This window comes from Pseudomonas sp. WS 5532 (genome assembly GCF_012985445.1).
GTDB classification, from domain to species: Bacteria; Pseudomonadota; Gammaproteobacteria; order Pseudomonadales; family Pseudomonadaceae; genus Aquipseudomonas; species Aquipseudomonas edaphica.
Map to the genome: position 1 here is coordinate 12,340 of NZ_JAAQWK010000041.1, position 16,369 is coordinate 28,708.

At 51.8% G+C, this 16,369-nt stretch carries 19 protein-coding genes; 18 read left to right on the plus strand and 1 reads right to left on the minus strand.

Going from position 1 to position 16,369, the window contains the following annotated elements; genetic code table 11:
* Positions 1-22: 22 nt before the first annotated feature.
* Positions 23-565, minus strand: a complete 543-nt coding sequence (gene pilM / locus HBO23_RS33190; protein ID WP_262378273.1) for a type IV pilus biogenesis protein PilM — start codon at positions 563-565, stop codon at positions 23-25.
* Between pilM and HBO23_RS33195 the strand changes: the two genes are divergently transcribed.
* From HBO23_RS33195 to HBO23_RS33280, 18 genes are all read left to right on the plus strand, one after another.
* Positions 564-2,534: a hypothetical protein gene (locus HBO23_RS33195; RefSeq protein WP_170040944.1), complete on the plus strand. Its 1,971-nt coding sequence runs from the start codon at positions 564-566 to the stop codon at positions 2,532-2,534. The genes pilM and HBO23_RS33195 overlap by 2 nt on opposite strands.
* Before the next feature lie 9 nt (positions 2,535-2,543).
* Entirely contained in the window at positions 2,544-3,686 is a 1,143-nt protein-coding gene (locus HBO23_RS33200) for a hypothetical protein (protein ID WP_170040945.1), read from the plus strand.
* Between the two features lie 17 nt (positions 3,687-3,703).
* Positions 3,704-3,967: a hypothetical protein gene (locus tag HBO23_RS33205; protein WP_170040946.1), complete on the plus strand. Its 264-nt coding sequence runs from the start codon at positions 3,704-3,706 to the stop codon at positions 3,965-3,967.
* Entirely contained in the window at positions 3,964-4,569 is a 606-nt protein-coding gene (locus HBO23_RS33210; protein ID WP_170040947.1) for a hypothetical protein, read from the plus strand. Before HBO23_RS33205 ends, HBO23_RS33210 begins: the two co-directional genes overlap by 4 nt.
* Entirely contained in the window at positions 4,566-6,149 is a 1,584-nt protein-coding gene (locus HBO23_RS33215) for a toprim domain-containing protein (protein ID WP_170040948.1), read from the plus strand. Before HBO23_RS33210 ends, HBO23_RS33215 begins: the two co-directional genes overlap by 4 nt.
* Positions 6,109-6,432, plus strand: coding sequence for a hypothetical protein (locus HBO23_RS33220; protein ID WP_262378274.1), 324 nt, complete (start codon positions 6,109-6,111; stop codon positions 6,430-6,432). The genes HBO23_RS33215 and HBO23_RS33220 overlap by 41 nt, the downstream gene beginning before the upstream one ends.
* A gap of 82 nt (positions 6,433-6,514) precedes the next feature.
* On the plus strand, positions 6,515-6,943 hold the full coding sequence (locus HBO23_RS33225) for a hypothetical protein (protein WP_170040949.1): 429 nt from the start codon (positions 6,515-6,517) through the stop codon (positions 6,941-6,943).
* Positions 6,943-8,097: a hypothetical protein gene (locus tag HBO23_RS33230; RefSeq protein ID WP_170040950.1), complete on the plus strand. Its 1,155-nt coding sequence runs from the start codon at positions 6,943-6,945 to the stop codon at positions 8,095-8,097. The genes HBO23_RS33225 and HBO23_RS33230 overlap by 1 nt, the downstream gene beginning before the upstream one ends.
* Positions 8,090-8,551, plus strand: coding sequence for a hypothetical protein (locus HBO23_RS33235; RefSeq protein WP_170040951.1), 462 nt, complete (start codon positions 8,090-8,092; stop codon positions 8,549-8,551). Before HBO23_RS33230 ends, HBO23_RS33235 begins: the two co-directional genes overlap by 8 nt.
* The gene (locus tag HBO23_RS33240) at positions 8,552-8,983 is read left to right on the plus strand and encodes a lytic transglycosylase domain-containing protein (RefSeq protein ID WP_170040952.1); all 432 of its coding nucleotides are present in this window, start codon (positions 8,552-8,554) and stop codon (positions 8,981-8,983) included.
* Positions 8,980-10,122 (plus strand): IcmP-like type IV secretion system protein, encoded by a 1,143-nt coding sequence (locus HBO23_RS33245; RefSeq protein ID WP_170040953.1) that lies wholly within the window; start codon positions 8,980-8,982, stop codon positions 10,120-10,122. Before HBO23_RS33240 ends, HBO23_RS33245 begins: the two co-directional genes overlap by 4 nt.
* Entirely contained in the window at positions 10,103-10,888 is a 786-nt protein-coding gene (locus HBO23_RS33250) for a hypothetical protein (RefSeq protein ID WP_170040954.1), read from the plus strand. Before HBO23_RS33245 ends, HBO23_RS33250 begins: the two co-directional genes overlap by 20 nt.
* A 19-nt stretch (positions 10,889-10,907) precedes the next feature.
* The gene (locus HBO23_RS33255) at positions 10,908-13,487 is read left to right on the plus strand and encodes an IcmO-like type IV secretion system protein (protein ID WP_170040955.1); all 2,580 of its coding nucleotides are present in this window, start codon (positions 10,908-10,910) and stop codon (positions 13,485-13,487) included.
* A complete protein-coding gene (locus HBO23_RS33260) occupies positions 13,484-14,104 on the plus strand; it encodes a DUF882 domain-containing protein (protein WP_170040956.1) in 621 nt (206 codons plus the stop codon). The genes HBO23_RS33255 and HBO23_RS33260 overlap by 4 nt, the downstream gene beginning before the upstream one ends.
* Positions 14,092-14,910, plus strand: a complete 819-nt coding sequence (gene dsbG, locus HBO23_RS33265; RefSeq protein ID WP_262378275.1) for a thiol:disulfide interchange protein DsbG — start codon at positions 14,092-14,094, stop codon at positions 14,908-14,910. Before HBO23_RS33260 ends, dsbG begins: the two co-directional genes overlap by 13 nt.
* 90 nt (positions 14,911-15,000) lie before the next feature.
* The gene (locus tag HBO23_RS33270) at positions 15,001-15,402 is read left to right on the plus strand and encodes a hypothetical protein (RefSeq protein ID WP_262378276.1); all 402 of its coding nucleotides are present in this window, start codon (positions 15,001-15,003) and stop codon (positions 15,400-15,402) included.
* A 133-nt stretch (positions 15,403-15,535) separates the two neighbouring features.
* Positions 15,536-15,730: a hypothetical protein gene (locus tag HBO23_RS33275; protein ID WP_170040957.1), complete on the plus strand. Its 195-nt coding sequence runs from the start codon at positions 15,536-15,538 to the stop codon at positions 15,728-15,730.
* Positions 15,731-15,732: 2 nt separating this feature from the next.
* Complete coding sequence (locus tag HBO23_RS33280; RefSeq protein ID WP_170040958.1) at positions 15,733-16,257, plus strand: hypothetical protein; 525 nt, start codon at positions 15,733-15,735, stop codon at positions 16,255-16,257.
* The last annotated feature ends 112 nt before the right edge of the window (positions 16,258-16,369 follow it).

Consider the following 16,369-nt stretch of genomic DNA (forward strand, 5'->3'; position numbering starts at 1 on the left):
TCCTAAGGCAATTTATGGCTTGTTAATAAACGATGCTTCCGTCGGGAATGGCATTTGGCAGCGGCGTGATGTACCCCTTTCCTGGGTTGTAAAGTCCGCCGTTTTGCTTGATCCCAACGCGGATGGAATTGTCGGATTGCTTGTACAAGTAGCTCGCTAGACCGGGCATGTTTTGCGTGTAAAAAACATATGCCTGGTCACCGACGATTACGTTCCCGATACCAGGCGTTTTGCGGTACCAGCTGGGAAGGCCCAGTTGACTATCAGCGACCGCACCGGCGGCCGCTGGGTTGTTACTTTGGTATGCAACCAGAGCGGTTTTGTAGATCCGCATGCTTCCACCAATTGCGGCTATTTCTCCCTGAGCATCAGTGTCCTGCCAAAACTCCAGGTTGTTCAGCATCAGGGAGCCGGCAAGCCCGAGAATGGCGAAAAGTGTCCAAAGCATTTGCACGGTAACCCCCTTAAACAATGGGATTGTTTCTTTTGATTGCGTATTATAATGCAATGAAAGTAAATTCGTCCCATTGATTTGACGGACGCAAACGCGCAGGGGGAAAGACATGGGATTCATCAAGCGAACTCAGGCAGAAAATCCGGACGATATGGTTGTGCAGGACGATGCGATTGAACTGATCGAGGAGCTTGAAGAAGGCCCAGTCACCGCTCAATCGTTGGCTGATCAGAACCGGCAGGAAAAGGCTGCCATCGCTGCCGAGCACCAGTCGGTACTGGCGGCAAAGGTATCCAGTAATCCCGTCTATGCCGGACATCTAACAACAGCGCGGGCGGACGTGATTCGTCGGGTGCAGCAAGAACCGGGGACACTGGCTGACTTCGACAATTTTCAAGATCCCGTCTACCAGGAGGCATTCAAGGATGCGGCAGCGGAGCACTTTTATGCCAAAGCTCTCGAACGCGGCACGATCAAATCGTCTGAATTGATTGATCAAGCTGCGACTGAAGTGCAGGAGCTGTTCCTTAGGGCAGAAAACATTTCCACGATGAGTGCCCATGTACAGGGTGATTTGAATCGTCGTAGCAAAGAATCGTTGGGCATCAAACACGGTGCAGCCATGGTCGCTAAGGCCGCAACTGATCCGGATTATGCAAGTCATCTTGAAGCGGCCCAGCAGGACGTCATCCGTCGTGTTCAGCATCAACCGGCGACCATTGCTGACTTCGACAAACTGCAGGATCCAAAGTATCAGGAGGCTTTCAAGGACGCGGCAACAGCTCATTTTTATGCTCAATCGCTTGAGCGCGGAACGATCAAGGCTGATTCCGTAGAGGCGCACGTAGCTGAAGCTGTGAGCGAGCTTTATCAGCGAGCTGAAGACGCAGTGCTGAACAGCGCCAAAGTGCAGGCCGCCATCAAGGAGCGCGGCCAAGCTGCAGATGTGGAGGCTGGTGATGATCCGGACTTCATCGACGGCGTCCCATCATCGGTGTACATGCTTCGGGAAATTCTTCGCAATCATGACTGGTCCGACGACCCTGCCGACCCCTCGGGGAAGATGATCGAATGGACAATGATTGAGTCCATGATTCGCAGTGCAATTGATGCCGGGCATGAAAAATATGTGAAGCAGGTATGGTCTGAAACTGCTCCGGCGGACCATCCAGGCCTACAGCAGATTCTGGATAGTCGGCCGCGATTTGAGCCGGGTTTGCAGCAGCCCTCGTCGCCGGAGCCAGAGGGCAGCGAGCAGTACGTCAAGCCATTTGCCGCAGGAGAAGTGCCTGAAGTCTTTATCAGAACGTTTGATCCCTTCCAGGCCTTTGAGGGGGATTTCAAGCACATTCCGGATAGTCCTTTTTCTAAGCCATATGAAGGGCAGGATTGGGCACAACGCCCTGAAGGTGAAGCTGATTCAGCGCAGGCAAGTAGGCAGGCGTCTCCTCAAGAAGCAGCTCAGGGCACAGGCTCGACAGATTTACTGAGCAAGGCTTTGTCTGCTCCTTTTGCATTTGCTGCCGCTGCCGGCAGCATGGTGCTTGGTGCAATCAAGGCCGCCGGTGATCAGAAGCGCTCATTCTTTGAAAAGAAGGCCGTTAATGGGCACCTGGTGATGTCTCGACAGCTGGACATGCACGCCAGACAAGTTGAGGGATTGGCAGAGAGTTTGAGGGCCGATGGGATGGGGGATTTCATTAAGGAGATCCGCAGTAGCGGCCGCTCTGCAAGTGAGGTCTTTGATGGCATGAAACCTGGGGGGGCATTTGCCAAGTACGGCGAAAAATTCGACTCGATGATGGCAGATCCGGCGTTCGCGGCGAAGTACATGAAGATGCAGAATTCGGTTGAGGAATTTGGCCACCTTGCATCCCGCTACGCAAAGGCCGGCGTGGATCTCAATCTTGATTACGCCGACGCAATCGATCGGAACTTGTCGAAAATATCAGCGGCTACAGAAGGCTTCCCGGGCAAGAAAGACGGTGTGTTCAAGCACCTTCAAGAAATGGCACAACAAATTGGCGAGCGAATCAAGCGCCTTGTTGATGGACTTATTGGCCGGCTTGCGCCGCGTTAAGGAGGCTATATGGCAAGGTCCCCTGTTTTCGGTGTGCTCCTTGAGTCAGGCGCCGCACCGTATAAATTCGACACTAACGAATCGCCAAGCTTCTTTGTCACCCTCGCGCTGCAGAATGGTGAAACAACCACGCTTTGGGGTGTCGATCTCGCCAGGGCGCTGGAAGAGTCCTGTGCGCAAGTAGGCGATGTGGTCAGTGCACAAAATCTCGGTCGGCAACCTGTTGACGTTCAGGTCAAAGTTCGGGACGCTGACGGTAAAGTGATCGGGACGCAGTGGGAGACTGTCCACCGCAATAAGTGGCAGGTCATCCCCACGCCGGAGCTTGACTGGCGAGTTGACGATGAGCCTGAAGCCGTTGCAGAGCCTGATCCTACCGAACACGCTGAGCCAAGGTCCGCAAAGCAGGAATCGTCGCCTCCCGACGATGGTGATGCCGCGGACAAACCTTCTCCTCAGGCATCCGCTTCGACTGAGAAGCCCAAAGCTAGTGCTGAGCAAATCGACCCTCAAAGCGCGGGTACATCACATCAGTCTCAGCCCTCCAGACCAGCGCGAAAGCCACAATCGGGTAAGTCGGGCAATTGGCGTACAAAGGACAGTCCGGAGTCGACAGACGCCGGGCCTGGTTCAGCAGGAGGTTTAGGGCCGGGACTCGCAGCTAAAGCGTTTTCTGCACCTTTCAATGTGGCATCGGCTCTGGGCGGGCTGTTTTCAACTTCTTTTCGCGATGCGGGGGAACGCATTGCGTCTCGACGACTCGACGGATACGAAGTTCTGCACGGTCAGTTAGACGAACTGGTTGCTTCGGTTTCCCGTAAATCTGCCTGGATTCAAATGAATCGATTCGATGGGGAAAGCATTGAATCGGTCATGAAAAAACCCGGCGCTGAACTCGCTCTGAAGGATATTACAGACCATCTGCGCGAATTTGACCAAATAGCAACCAAGTTTGCACAAGCAGGTAGCAAGCTGGATAAGGACTATGGGGAAGTCTTGGAAAGGCATGTGGAAGAAATAACCTCTGCAACGAAGGATTTAGCCCTGTCGTCGGATTCCAAGTTGAAAGATCTGCAAGAATTAATAAAGCAGGTAGTTGAGCGCATTTCAAAACTCCTCGAATCAATTTTCAAGAGCAAAAAATCAATTTGATTTAAAGGGCAACTGAAATGATTTTATCCGATGATAAGATTAATGGTTTGATTTTACGCCTAGACGCTTGCACGGCGGCGTTTGATAACAGTCGTTTGCCAGTGTCGAACGAATTATTAGGAAAATTACGTAGTCAGGCATTAATCTACGGTGCCTTTCTTTCTGATCTATTGCGCGGACAGATTAGCCATTTCAATACTATTACCATTGAAACGGTCAATTTGATCAGTGAATTCTGTGTGTTGGTCGAAACTGAAACCGAAGGTAAGCACAGCGTATGAAAGATGCAGCGATGGAAGATCGTCTTCAAGAGAGAAGTGAAAGCATTTTCGGCAGGTTTTGTAAGAAGGTCTCAAGCATTGATATGCGTATGGCTGCTGGTGTACCAGCAGTGATTGGCACATTGTTGTTTGTCGCTGGCTGTGCCCAGGAGGCACACGGTCAGATGGAGCTGCTCACGTATGGTGGCCGTGCTGCGCTCGACGCTTATAAGTCGATTGCCCAATCGACTACCTTGTCATTACCTGAGTTTGTAGCGCATGCAGTCACAGGCAAAGAGCTGGGCTTTGGTGGTACGACACAGGGGTATGCTCTGGGAATCACAACGATTGGACCGATCGCCAGTAGCGCTGCCGTGCTCTTAGCGCGGGGGCTCGAAACGGCCAGAGGCATGTTGAACAGTGTTGTTAATAGTTTGACCCATAAAGTTGTTAATGCTCAAACCCCGCCAGTTGTTCCAGCTTTCTCCCCCGTCGTCGGGACGAATAGTTTGGCAATGACAGGAATTGATATGCGAACAGGTTTCTACGTTGAAGGCCGAGAACAGGGCCAGGCTGTTGACCTGGTTGATGTACATGCCGAACTGCAAATTAAACCCCGATGAATCGCGATTTGGTAATTATCGAGGCCGTTGGAAAGATAAGGCCTTTGCGTGCAATTTTTGAGGAGGTGGGCCTTAAAGCAGACCTGTGCGCAACCATTGGCCATATATTGGAGGCGCCTCAGGATCTTCGGCAGCTAGGCATAAAATATCAAAACGGCGAATTTGTTGAATTTAACCGCCGCCCCCTCAGAAGCGACTCGTTCGATTATTTATGTCGGAGTATTCAAAGTTGCAAAGGTCGAATACTAATTGCGACTGATAACGATCAGGACGGCCATGTTATTGCATCAGATGTATTGTCTGTGGCCGAACAAATTGGTAATAAACAACCGATTTACCGCATGTTGTTCTCAGGCATCAACCGAGAGTCTGTGCTTCACGCGCTTGGCCGACTTCAACCAGTCGATTCGTTGCTTGCTCAGCCTGGTACCGCTCGGCGAATCCTCGATCGACTGATTGGTGGCTGCTTGTCGGATTTTGACGCTCATCTGCCAGTAGGTCGTGTGCAAACGGCGTTGTTAGAAATTGCAAATGAAGGCCTTGCGCATAGCTACATCAATGTCCAGATGCAAGCCGTGGATGGTGGTCGAAACTTCCATGCCCGGGTTCCGATAAATGGGGCTGTAAGCCCTGCCGAATTGATCGCGCAGTTGAAGATGGATGATCTCCCTGCAGCGCCAGTACTCGACAGTGTTCCGGCCCGGCTCGCAGATCCAATGAATTATGGGGACGCTTTGCTAGCGATTCAGGGAGGGGTTGGATTGGCCTTGGAAGACGCGGCTGGTCTTCTACAGGAAATGTATGAGCAAGGCGATATTTCCTATCACAGGACCACCACGAGAGCTTTCACATCCGCCAGTTGCGAGGTCATGCAACGAATGGCACGCATTAAAGGAATAACCGCCTTTAGGCACAGCGCCTTGCCGATGGTAGATGCCGTCGGCGAGAGCGTGGTTCCTCACGAAGCAATTCATGTGCTCAACGAGAAATTGTTGCAAAGACTCGACCTCGGTAAACCGCCCGCCCTCCAGGGTAGCCATCGCGAAGCTGCTTTGGTGATCTTGGCTAGGAGAAGCCTTGAATCCGGAATCGTAGTATCGAGAGAGACACCAGACCTTGCACGCTCGCCGGCATGGACGCAGGAATTGATTTGGACAAGAGATTCGCGAAAGCCTTCTCTTCCTTGGATGACACCCGCGGCGCCGGCGGTCGTATCAGTGGATCCCAAGGCTGAGTTGGTAACGGAGATGATGCGCAGAGGAATCGGGCGGCCTAGCACTTGGCCAACACACGCTTCGCGCTTTGTGGAGCGGGGCTTGCTGGACAGCAATCATGAGCTTTCGGAAAAGGGACGCAGATTGCTGGCTGCTGCACCGCCAGGCCTGCGTAATCTGCTTTGCTCTGAACGAATAGAGGAAATCCTGGAGCGTGATGACGTGACCGTAAGCCAGATGGTTAATGGGGCTCTAGAGGTGGCACTTGCAGGGGACCACGAGCGAGCGGCAGCCCTTATTCAACAAATACAGGAGCAATTCGAAGATGCTGAAGAGCTTGAAAGGCATTACAGGCCGTCTATCTAATCAGTGGCGCGCTCGCCGGCGCTTATCCGTTGTCTGCCTTTTGGGGGCCGCTGCGGCCCTTGCCTCGACATTGATTCCGTTTGATTTCTCACCGGCATTGCAACGAGCGGATGCGGTGATCCTCCGCGACTTCATCATTCGCACAGCGGATCCTGACCTTATCGCGAGGTACAACGCTGCGCTGAGTCGTGGCGTACTTACCGAAAACACAGCAGCGCAACTGATCGAAGCTGCAAAAGCTGCACCACCCGCCTATGCCCTGATTCCAGCGCCAAAAAAATAACAAATAGCTTTGCAGTTTTTAAAGCGTATTGTTAAGCTCACTTTTGTTTGTCTATGACAGGCTCTAATAGTGGGCTTTCCCTATGGCTACAGCAATTAAACGCATTGAATATACCGACTTCGAGCACATCATGATCCGCCTTTCCTTAGGTCGTGGATGGAGCTTCAAGTTCGGTGATGACTTCGTTCCAATCGAGGCTGTTTTCAATCACTCAACCTATGCTCCGGCGCTGCTTTCGGCCGCTGGTACAGAGTTGGCGATGAGGCAGATCCCCGGTGACTTGGGCTTCAAGCTCGAAGGCGAAGCGAACTCGCTTTTTGGTGCACGGGTCACCCTTGAACCGAATAGCAATTCAGCAATCAGCCAGTTCTGGCGATTAGCCACTACGGTGATGATTATCGAGTCCTTACCCCGTTCAGGCAACCACATTCTGTTGGATCCGCTGCAGTATGTCCTGGGTGATCGTTATGCAGACTTCGTTCAGGCGCCCGCCGCAACGGAGGTGGCTTAATGTCCCTGTTGAAGCGGCTTCACCGCGAGGAAAGCGCCAAGTTCACCGACAATGCTCCGGTTGAGCCAGCTCAAAAGCCTGTGGGGCTTCCCCCTGCGAGCTCGATGATGGATGACTTTGAGCGCCTCTTGGAATTGGGCGGCACGGAATCCGTCGACTCCCCCGCTTCCGTCGCAGTCTCCGCGGCACCTGTTGCAGATAGCCCGGAACCGGTTCAGGTCCCAATCGAACCATCTGCTGAGCCCAAGCTCGCACCGCCAGCACAGCCCGTCGCCGTGCTGGCAGACAAGTCGGCGAAGGATTACACGGTTGTGCTGCAGTCTTTGGCACCTGTATTCAGAGCGGTTTCAGTGTTCCCTGGCCACGACGCTGCGCCTGAAGTCGTCGCTGAAGCCGTGAAGCGCATGTCATTGGCTTCTGCTGGACTCGCTGAGCATATCGCCAAACGTGTTGATCACTTGGAGTTGGACTCGGGTTGGTCCCGCAAGCATCTTCACGGCTTTACGGCAGACCTGGTGTCTGGACACTGGGTGTCATCGGTTATTGCTCGCGGTGGGATGCCAGCAGGCACCTACCCTGATGTCTCGATTGACTACTTCTCGGCAGCTATAGAGGGAGCCTGGAAAGCAACCGTTGACTCCCCTGTGCGCTCACAAAACACGCAGCAAAGCCTCGCTGTCTCGATGAGCCTTGCCATGTTAACGGCGATTGCGCCGATCTCTTTAGAGGTTGAGCGTTACGCGACCATGATCAGTGCCCAAGTGCCGGGCAAACACATTGATCCAGAAGAGCTCGTTCGAGATCTGGCGCAATTCATAGGTGTGCAGGTTCAAAGCTACTCGGCCAAAGTCGAACAGTCGCTACCAAGGATCAACGACGAAGAGCGTCAGGAATTGATTTTGGCGCTGATTCGTCACGCTTCAGGGGTTGTGCTCTCTTCTTGGGAGTTCTTCCGGGGTGAGGTGCTCGGCGCGTTAAAAGACACTGCAACCATAGAAGAAGCTGCAGCGGTGTTGACCCGGGAACAATTCCAGCATGGTTTTCCTCTCGCAGATTTGAAGTCCCGTGCTGCTGTTTCACTCGGTCGCCTGATCGGTACTACTGAATACGCACTGACAATGATGCGTGTAGCCAAGGAATCAGGCCATGAGTGAGCAGCCTAAAAAAGGGGCATTGAGGGCGGTTGGTCGAAGTGTCCTCTGGGTCGGCCGGAAGTATGTCTGGACGGTAACCGGCAATCTTGAGGAGTTGCGAAAAAACAGCAAGGCCCTGGCTGCCCGCTTCAGCGATCTCCGGAATCGTCGGTACCGAAATGAGACATTCGAAGAAACGGTTGAACGCTTGGGCCTTTCTGATACAGATCTTCACACCAGAAGGCGTTTTTTGGGAGCGCTGTCAGTGCTCTACGGAATGGTCACGGCCATGGCCATATTGTTTTTATGCCTCGCGCCATTGTCTCAGAGCCCGATCAGCCACGCAGTGCTGTCATTCGGCGTGACGTTTTTGAGTGTCTCGAAGTTGCTGGCAACGCGGTTTCGCGTTGCACAGATACGCGAAAGACGGTTGATGTCGTTCAAAGCCTGGCTTCTGCGGAGCAAGGAGGCATAAGTGATTGATCTTCCGCCAGCGTCGCCACCAGTGGCGCCCTATACAGCTGCCATTAATCGAGAAACCTGTGTGCTGCAGGCCGCTGCGCACTACCGGGCGCACCCTGACCTGGTGAGAGCGATCATTCGAACGGAAAAGGGCACTACAGGAAAAGTGTCTTACAACAAAAATGGCTCTTTTGATATGGGCCTGATGCAGATCAATAGTGTTCATCTTACAGACTTCAAGAAATTCAATATCAGTCGTGACATGTTGGTAAATAACGAATGTCTGAATATATTCATCGGTACCTATTTGCTGCGTCGCGGCATGTTGGGAACAGAAGACTTTTGGAAAGGGGTTGGAAATTATCATTCCACCACCCCAGAGAAAAATGCTCTCTACAAGCAGCGTGTGTGGGAAAACTTAAAAGTTATTCAGGGGCGTAAATGAAACAGTCGGCCAAACAAAGCAACGGTGAAGACGAACTGCTATGGGTGCTCTTGTTGCTCATTGTTTTCGTAGTGGCCGTATGGTTTATAGGCCATGAAAAAATTTCCCGGTTTATGATGTCTGTACGTTACTTTGAGACACACCTGATGCTTTTCGATGCTGACGGTAGACAAGCCATCATGGATTGGCTTCGCTCGACGCATCCGGCCGATGCAACGCTAAAGTCGCTGTGGTCTTCGGGGCAGGTAGCGAGCTGGGAACTCCGCTGGTACATATTCACTATCTTGACCGTGATGTTCGGCTATTTACTCTATCGTGCGCCGGATCGTGGTAGCCGTTATTCCCAAAAGCACAATACAACCACGCTGGCTAAGCAGGAAGCAGTGCAATGGCCAACGATTCTTCCAGTACTTGATGCGAATCTTATAAGTGTATCGATTAGTCATCCTGTTAATGGGATGCGTTCCCGAGTCAGGGACTATGGCAGAACCCACGGTTTTCTTGTGAAAACGGCAGCTCTGGGTCAATCAGATGATCCTGCCGATATTGAACTAATTGATAGCAAAGAAGCTTTACGTATATCTAAAGTCCATAAAATCCTCATCGCGCAGCTGGGAAAACCGTGGGAAGGGTTGGATGCACTGAAGCCATATGAACGGGCGCTTTTTGCGGCATTTGCTGCGCAGGTCAATAACGATAATGCTCTTGCGTTGTTGATTATTAATGACTTGGCCAGAGCGTATGTGAGAGCCAAGAAAGCCAAAAAAACTGCTTTGATTAATTCGTTGAGGGCTCAAAAAGCTTTACACGAATACGGAAACAGTAAAATTGTGCGTAAGGTTGTCAGTCAGCACGCCTATAAGCGGACTGTATTAATGGCCATGAAAGATGCGGCTTCGCAAAATGGCGTGATACCACCTAATTGGTTCAGATGGTTAAAAACGGTTGATCGCGTGACCTGGTATTGCCTCTGTGATTTGGGCATGGACGTGGCAAGCGTTGAGGCAGGTGGCCCGCGTGCTCAATGGATGGCAGAAAACAAAGCAAAAGCCCCAATTCTTAACCCTTTAATTGAACCAGCTGTAGTTGGGATCAGGACTGCGCTCGGAGAGCTACTCGATGCTGAAGAAGATATTTGATCGCTTTATGCCCGCTAAGGCTGAAGCAACTGTCACGTTGAAGAAGAAAAGGCTTGTCGTAGAAATTGTCAAGCCTGTATTTCAATGCCATATGCTGGAGCTGAAGGACTACGGGTTGTCGGCGGTTACCTTCGTTCTGGAAAAAGAGGATGAACATTTTTCGGTCGTTGCAATGACCCAGAATGAACACCGTCGTTCTGATGAGCCGCTGTATAACGAGTTATTTCGAGCGAAGGTTGCATCCGAGGGGGCAGGCGTACATATCATTCGTGATATCAACAAGTTGCTCACCAAGCGTCTGTCATTGCTCAAGGTATTCTTCGGTATCGTACTGGCATGGTTGGCCTGGCTCTTTGTCAGTTCATATATTGACGTCATTCGTGCAGGTAATAACGCCACAGGTACGTCTGCATTAGGGAGTCTTGAGCAGCAAATGATGCCGGCGTCCCCGTCACTTGGCGCTGAAGGCTTACCAAAGCTTCCAGGCGATGCAAAGTCGCAGATTTACCCTGCGGCCAGGCTCGCCACACCGGCCGAATCATTACCTTATGCAACGCCGATAATGCCGCCGGAAACCGATGTTGCAAAGAGTATTTATGACACTGCTATGGCCGCTCAAACCAAGGCATTCCGCGATAACGCGCCTGCAATGCCCAGTGACATCACCAGCGGTCTTGAGTCCTTTGGCCTCTCTCCGGACATCGACTCTGGGCAAACAGTCGGGCCTGGCTGCGATCCCAAACTCGCTTTTAAAGTTTCCGAATAAGCTTGCGGCGGACTGAATAATGGCTTTGCACGGCGTTGAAAAACATCACGAGATTGAGCGTTCGCGCTTGCTCAGAGACACGCGACCTCTATCCAGACAGGTGCTTGACGGGCTTGCTACGTTGCCTGCAATCGTCATCGTGTACATGTGCCTGGTATTCGTGCTGTTTTTCTTCCCCGGGGTATTTGAATTATCTCTGGTTTTTGGGGTTGTTTACTTCTTCATCCCTTTATCAAGAAAACCAGATATTCCTTTTCGTAAGCGTAAGTCGCTTGAAGAAACGGATTTTAATGATAAAAACCCCGGTAACGGTAAGCCAATGAAGTCCCGCGGCATTGCTTTCATTGGTAATCGTAAGTCCGATGGAGCCGAAATTTGGGCGGCAAACGAAGATCTAAGAACCCACGCTTTTATTATAGGCTCGACCGGGGCCGGTAAAACCGAAGGCTTGATTTCCATTGCCTATAATGCACTGATTTGGGGCTCCGGATTCGCATATACAGATGGCAAAGGCGATGTGACCTTGTTCGCCAAAATCTTCTCCATGGTTCGCTCTATGGGTCGTGAAGATGACCTTCTAGTCATCAACTACATGACTGGTAACGCCGACACTACCAAGAAACGTTCAGACAAGCTGTCTAACACATATAACCCATTTTCCGTCGGTAACAGTGAAAGTCTGATTCAGCTGGTGGTTAGCCTTATGGACTCCGGTGATGCCAAAGGCGATATGTGGAAAGGACGTGCGATCAGTTTTATCAGTTCCGCGCTTCCCGCTCTCGTAGACTTGCGTGATTTAGGTTTGCTCATGTTGCACATTGGCGCTATTCGCGAAGCGCTCCCCTATCCCAAATACTTTGAGCTGATGAGCAACGTAAACATCAGTCAGAAATCCCGTGACATGATGCAAGCGTTTCTTTATGACGTACCTGGCTATAAACGTGACAAAGGTGAAAACCAATCGTCCACGTTTAATGAGCAGTACGGTTACCAGCAGATGCAATTCACCCGCATCCTCAGTTCGCTGGCCGACACTTATGGCCACATATACTTTACCCCTCAGGGTGAGGTCGTGCTAAAAGATGTTGTGGTCAACAGAAGAATTTTCCTTGCTCTCTTGCCAGCTCTCGAAAAGAGTCGTCCTGAACTTGGCAACCTTGGAAAGATCATTGTTGCGGGTATGAAGGGCATGATGGGCGCCCAGTTGGGTAGCAAGGTTGAAGGTAGTAAATTAGAACTACTCGACGCTAGGCAAACCACCGCGCCTACGCCATTTATCGCTATATTTGATGAGCTGGGCTACTACATACCTGATGATGCGGCCTTAATGTGGGCTCAAGCTCGGTCACTTGGTTTTGCACTAGTGGCAGCGGGCCAGGACCTTCAAGCGTTCTACCGTACTTCTAAAGAAGAAACACTTGCTATCGTCTCCAACAGTAACATTAAGATTTACGGCAAACTTGAAGACCCGACCGATACGTTTGATCTGATCAATAAACTCGCCGGTGAAGCTTATGTTTCAGTTGTAGACGGCTATGAGATGGTAGAAGGCGCGGCCGGCGGGTATCGTGGAAATACTGGCGCTAAAATTGAGCGCGTTAATCGAATTGAACTTCAGGACCTTAAAGAACAGATCGAAGGCGAAATTCACTTCATGGTGAAGTCCGACATCATTCGGGCTCGCATGTTTTATGCTGATTTTTCCGGTAAACGTCTTGCGCAAGAGTATCGACTTAACCATTTCATTAAAGTATTACCGCCTACTGATGCAGATCTCAAAGCGTTCAGCGTAAACACGCAAGAGTTGCGTGAGTCTCTACGCAGTAAGCCAATGTCCCAACAGAGGGCAACAGATGGTTATTTTGCTTACGCGGCCACATTGGAGAGCACTGAGCGGTATCAGCAGTACCAAAATGCAAAGCTTGGAGTAGAGCGAGGCATTTGCTTGTTGTTGGCTTTTGACGATACAGCTTCAGCCGCGGTGGTTGTAACGAGTAGTGCATCATCTGCAGGCGGTTTGGCTTCAGCACCTGGACTCGCACCGGCACCTGCGGCTGCAGGGGCCGCTCAGGGAACCTCTCTTTTGAGCGCCCCCCCGCTTCAAGCTCCCGCTGTTGATTCGCTATTGGCGGCGGGTCCTGTGCTGGCCCAGGCGCCCGCCGCGGCATCTGCTGACGTCGGCACCGTGGCCGCGAGTGACTCGATTGTTTTCGACGGCGGGCAACTGGCCGCCATCAACATTTTTGCCGAGACCCCGATACAAGACTTCAGTTTGGACATTGCGTCGCTCGCAGCTGCGGCATTGCCCATTATTGAAACGGCTCTGGAGGCGAAGCTTCAAGTTCCTGCCAGCCAGGGGCAAGCGGAAGGTCAAGGGGGGCTGCTTGATGAGAGCGCTACAAAAGCGCGTTTGAACAGCATCGCATTGGGCTTGGGGGCCACCCCCAAAGAAGCTTCTTTACTGGTCGAGAACGTCGTTCAAGCTGCCACAGCGGGTTCCGAGTACCCAGTGCCACCGAAACCAGAAAAGGATGGGAAGGATCAGGAGATGGATGACGTCATGAGCAGTCTTGAGTCGTTGATTGGCGGCCGCACATGAGTCTGGAGTTGGCAATGTCGCGGCGTGAGCTCATTAAGCGATCGATAACCGTAGGTATCGTCGGTATGGGGATGAGCACGGCTTCGAGCCCGCTCATGGCTGCCAGTGGCCTTTTATTACCCCAGAACTACGCAAACAGCAGCGATGCTGCTGCATTCTGGGCCAAGCCTCGGACACTCAATTTATTCCGCCCTTCATCAGGTGAGCACCAGGTTGTGTGCTTCTGGAGGGACGGGCGACTTGATCTGAAGGGCTATTTGGAAGCCTGCAAGCTGCTTCGCGACGTTACAGCTAACAAAACAGTGCAGATCGACCTTCGCTTGCTGAATCTGCTTAGAGGGCAGCAGGGATGGCTTGAGATGGCTATGGGCTTGAAAGAGCCATATCAGATCAACAGCGGCTACAGGTCAGAGGAGACCAATGCCCTGACTGAGGGAGCCGCTAAGGATTCACTTCACAAAAAAGGCCAGGCCTGCGACGGCAAGTACCCCAGCCTCCCGATCGAGTACCAGGGAAAGCTGATGTCTGCATTTCGCACCGGCGGTGTCGGCTTCTATATCAACCGTCAAAAATTTATCCATTCAGATGTAGGGAGGATCCGCTATTGGGTACGTTAATCGGCAAAATGCTATCAGGCGTTGCTGTACTCGCGTTTGCGGTACATGCTGCGGCCGTTTCTGCTGGCACCGTAAACGCAGATCCGGATAAGCCCACAGCCGTTGAGGAATATCTCATGGCGAAGGGTAATCAGATTGTTCAGGCGTTCCCGGCGGCATCGGGCATGAAGGGCATCGTCGTCGACAATGGCACTGAAAAGCGTCTTTTCTATGTCACTCCAGATGGTCAAAGCCTAGTCGCCGGCATGATGTTCGATGTTCAAGGTACGAACCTGACCACGGTGGACCTTGGAAGAACCAACGTTCCGAACCTGGCTCAGGCGCCCGATGAAAAACTATCTGCAGCGCAGCGCTCTGCCCTGTGGGAAAAGGTATCGAAGTTAAATTGGTTCTCTGAAGGCACTTCATCACGGATCATCTACGTGTTTTTTGATCCCAGCTGTGCTTACTGCCATGAACTGTGGGGAATGTTGAGAACGCCTGTTTCGGCAGGCGAAGTGCAGGTACGCTGGATTCCTGTCTCACTCCTGCGTGTATCAAGCTCAGAGCTCAGTGCTTCGATTTATGCCCGTTCGGCAAAGGGTGAACAGCTCAGCGTGATCATGGCTGAGATGGCCAACAGGCAGCTTCAAACGGCGCCGGTCAGCGAGGAGGTTAAGCAGCGGCTTGCTGACAACCTTGCGGTCTTTCGCGAAGCAGGGTTCCGGAGAATTCCGATGATCTTGTACCGCGACGGTGGTCAGGTGCGGGTTTACGAAGGGTCGCCGCTTCCAAAAGATCTGGCGATCATGCTCGAAAAAGAGTAGCCAACAGGCTGCCTCAAACACTAAAGAAACTCTTTCCTTGCGCGGCCACTCAGCTAATGTGTCCGCGCTGGTTTCTAGGACAACGTGACGATGGAAAACGCAAAAGTAATATTCGACGGACTCATTCAGACTGTAGTTTCCGAGGCTCTACTCGCTGATGCGATCGAGCTGTATGCGGAACGAGAAATTACCGATCCGGATGAGCGTGAGGAATTCGTTGAGACGTACTCCGAAGAGGCATACCAACCAATCATTCGTAAGGCCGTACTCGATGTTGTGGTCGCGGTAGCTGCTGCGGATCGATTGGTCGAAGACGTGGCCTTCCGGATGGTGGTCGACATGCTGGAGCCAGAAGAGACGAACGACATCATCCGAGCGATGAAGCTGGTGATGTTGGAAAAAATTACCGAGGATGCTGTCAGCGACATGGCAGAGCAAGCCGCTGAAACTTTCGAGCGGCGTATGGCCTATCTCAAAGTAAGTATCGGGTAGCCCCCCGCTCCCTCCGCGCTTAACACTCCAAGAAACACCCCCCTCTTAATTTTGGCCCCCGGCCAGCCCGGTGACGGGCCTTTTCGTCCTGAATAACGACTTTCGTTTGTTTTTGGGTGGCTCGGTTACTAGAATGATGGTTGAAAAGATCAACCTAAATACCGAGGAACTCAGCATGCACATCAATAACGATCCCGCTGTTAGCCTGCCGAATCAAACTCCAAGCGTCCTTGATGCAGAGGACCTCAGCTGGCAAGAGGTAAGGGACCTCGGGCTGGACGCTGTACCGCCGGATTTGCTTGATGTCGAGGATGAGGCGGGGGTCTAACCATGGCGTTAATAAAGAGACTCAGGCCAACTCAAATCGTCGAGTCACCAACTTCAGTGGAAGGTGTTGATGAAACACAACATGACTGGAATGTCACAGCCGTAAGGTCAGATCCTGATCCATCGGAACACCGATACAGCCCTTTTCATCCCAGCAAAATCACTCGGCCGTCTGCAGAAGAACTTGGTTTCTCCTTCGACCGGGAAAAGGATGTCGAGGGAGAAGAGCTCGATGGTTCTCGTTGGTTTAGGGTTCACCGAAATAACGAAACGGTGTGGTCGAACGGTCATATTTTTGATCTGACAGAACCGAATTATCCAGGGCATGAGGCGTTTGAAGGGCAGCGCTTTCAAACTGTGCCACTTGATCGGCGACCAAATGTTGCCCAAATGGTTGACCGTGTGACTACCGAGGAAATCACCCCTGTCTTCGTCGGCGGCCAGCGTGATGTTGTGCTTTTAGCTCGGCAGTCCGGCAACCTCCTTGGTATCAATAAAAACTATTTCCGGTATCTAGGGATGGTCTGAAGTAGCCATGTATTTCCCCGGCATACCACCTAGCGCAACTTTTAAACTCGCCAAATGATCAAAAAACAATCAATTCGACGAGTATTTCTTACGTTTTCGCCACCCGGACCCC